Source organism: Bacillus sp. mrc49 (assembly GCF_002803435.1).
Map to the genome: position 1 here is coordinate 1 of NZ_PHNG01000490.1, position 2,740 is coordinate 2,740.

The 2,740-nt window shown below is 44.6% G+C and carries 3 protein-coding genes; 2 read left to right on the forward strand and 1 reads right to left on the reverse strand.

Features of this window, described 5'->3' with window-relative positions:
• On the reverse strand, positions 1-1,195 hold a 1,195-nt coding region (locus CVN76_RS04685; protein WP_100530474.1), incomplete at its 3' end, for an O-antigen ligase family protein.
• Between the two features lie 111 nt (positions 1,196-1,306).
• On the opposite strand from CVN76_RS04685, the gene CVN76_RS04690 reads away from it, so the two are divergent.
• Positions 1,307-2,050 carry a WecB/TagA/CpsF family glycosyltransferase gene (locus CVN76_RS04690; RefSeq protein ID WP_100530475.1) on the forward strand — a complete coding sequence of 248 codons (744 nt, stop codon included), beginning with the start codon at positions 1,307-1,309 and terminating at the stop codon, positions 2,048-2,050.
• 18 nt (positions 2,051-2,068) lie between these two features.
• Positions 2,069-2,740 (forward strand): glycosyltransferase family 4 protein (locus CVN76_RS04695; protein ID WP_157805522.1); only part of this gene is annotated, 672 nt, incomplete at its 3' end.

Below are 2,740 nucleotides of genomic sequence, written 5' to 3' on the forward strand. Positions count from 1 at the left end.
TCTGGATATATTGATTATCCGTATACATTCTTTCTCCTATTTGATATTCACCATAGATCGGCGAAGGGAAGGAAAGGGTGGCGGAATCCCCGAATGTTCCAAGCCCCGTACCTAATATCGGATGGTCCTTGAAGATTTCGATGCCCTTGAAAACGACATATAAGCGTCCCCATTCCGTACTCTGCTGAAGAATCTTATCTGAAAACATTTCCGAAAAACGGCCGGACAGGGCCTGTTCATGATCGGAAGCGGTGTTGCTCCCGATCACCAGATTATCCATCGGAACGGCAGCGGATAGCTCGACTTTATTTGAGGCGAATAAAACCGGGTAGTAAATGAGAAGCAGTCCCAGCAAGCATGCCCCTAATGAATAGGTAAGAAATGATTTATTTCTCGTCCAAAATAAGAAGATGAGCGCCGCGAATCCAAATGCAATCATCGTTCCCCGCGAATAGGTGAGCAATAGCGTCCCGGCAAGCAAGATTGATGCCAGAAAGACGAGGACTTTATATTTTTTCAGCGAGCGAAATAGGAAAAAGCTTAGAAACAGCTGAATGCTTAAGTACAGGGCGAACACATTAGGGTTGGCAGCCGCCCCATAGATCCTCATCCGGTTCGCAGAAGAGAGGTTCCACATTTCCCATGCATGGGGAAGTAGGATCGTACGCGAAAAAATTTTCTCGATAAGGCCATGAAGGCAAAGGATGACCGTAAATACTAGGGTTGCCTTCAAAAAGTGAAAGATATCCTTTCTTTCTAGATTTAATTCACCGATAATGTAAAGAAGCAAGAATGTTATAAGCAAGGCCCGGAGTTCAAAGAAAATGGACAGGATTCCCACGCCGGTTATGAGTGCAGCTACTGTACCCACCAAGCAAAAGAGCCAAAAGGACATGGTGAAATGATATTTCGAAAATGACCAATCGTTCTTTTTGAACCTTTCGAGAATCAATGAAAAGAATAAGGTGAGTATGATCAGGTCACCAGAATAGGTTAGGCCGCCATTCAGTTCCATGAATAAGGGACGGGCCGGAAAATAAATGAATAAAATGAATAAGAGACTTTTTTTATTTATACCGACAAAAACGAGCATCAACGCCGTCGCTAGGTAGCCAATGATGGGGTGAGGCACTGCAGCAGCTACGAGCAGGCAAAGTATAAGGATGGGTAAAGCATGTTTTTCTGGAAGCTTCAAATGAGTAACCACCTTTGAATCGATAATCAGGTTCTATGATGTGTATGAAAAAATTTCTTGAATAATACCCCACCCTTTAGATGTATAGTACATATGAAAGGCTGAAGTGAAATGACTGAAAAGTTTGTTGAAATACTCTCAATTCCATTCGTCGATAGCAATATGGATGAATTTGTGAATAGTATCATCTATCCAAGAATCATGAACCAGGAAAAAACGTTTGTCGTTACGGCAAACCCGGAAATCGTTGAATATGCCAATGAGCATCAGGATTATAAGGACATCATTCTATCGGCGGATTACATCACGCCCGATGGCGTTGGTATTATTATGGCCTCTAAATGGCTAAATCAACCTTTGGAAGAGCGGATTACAGGATTCGACTTGATGAATGAACTATTTCGGATCGCTGATGGAAAGGGTCTGAAGATATATTTGCTTGGGGCGGAGGAAGATGTGATTGAAGCAGCCGCCCTTAAAGTGAAACGGCAATACCCGGGAATCGAGTTGGTTGGATATCACCATGGTTATATTGATATAAAGGACAAACGCTTGGCTGTGTCCATTGCGGAACTCGAACCTGACATCATTCTGACTGCATTGGGGTTTCCTCGGCAGGAGAAATGGGTTTCAATGCACTATCCCTTATTTAAAAAAGGGGTATTCATGGGAGTGGGAGGAAGCTTCGACGTCCTCGCAGGAAAAGTGAACCGTGCCCCGGTTTTTTGGCAAAAGATGCGTCTGGAATGGTTGTACCGGCTGATCCAGCAACCTTCCCGGTGGAAACGGATGCTCGCACTGCCGAGATTCGTTTTCAAGGTCAGGCGGTTAAGGAAAAAGGTGCAGCGTTCCTGAACATAAGGAGTGGACTGGATGAAAGTCTTGCATTTAAATGCTGGTAATGAAACTGGCGGCGGCATGTTCCATATTATGTCCTTACTTGATCAATTGAAAAAAGAGGAGTGCATGCTTGGGGTGTTCGAAGAAGGGGAACTCTACCGGCGGTCGGTGACGGCCGGGATAAAAACAGAACTTTTTCATCAACATTCCAAATATGACCTTTCCGTTTTGAAACGTTTACGGGACTTTATCCGTCTAAATCATATAGACATCATCCACACCCATGGGCCGCGGGCGAATATATACGGTGCTTTATTGAAGCGCCTCATAAAACGCCCTTGGCTTCTTACCGTTCACAGCGCGCCCCATCATGATTTCCTGGGCCAGGGTGTAAAGGGCAAGCTGTTTACTGGTCTGCATGTAAGGTCATTTCAACATGCCGATCATATACTGGCGGTTTCCGACCGCTTTAGACAGGACTTGATCGATCAAGGAATCGATCCGTCCAAGGTCACGAAGATCCTGAATGGGATTGACTTCAAAAAAGAAATGCCGATTCCCTTTCAGAGAGGTGATTTTGGGCTTGGGGAAAATGACTTCATCATCATCATGCCTGCAAGACTGGAACCGGTGAAAGGCCATGAATATGCGTTGAAGGCATTGAAAACCGTGGTTTCCAAGTCACCGCATGTTAAACTAATGCTT

What these genes read in the sequence shown, in the direction of transcription:
- CVN76_RS04690 (WP_100530475.1), top strand. Translation starts at nt 1,307, where the DNA reads ATGACTGAAAAGTTTGTTGAAATACTCTCAATTCCATTCGTCGATAGC.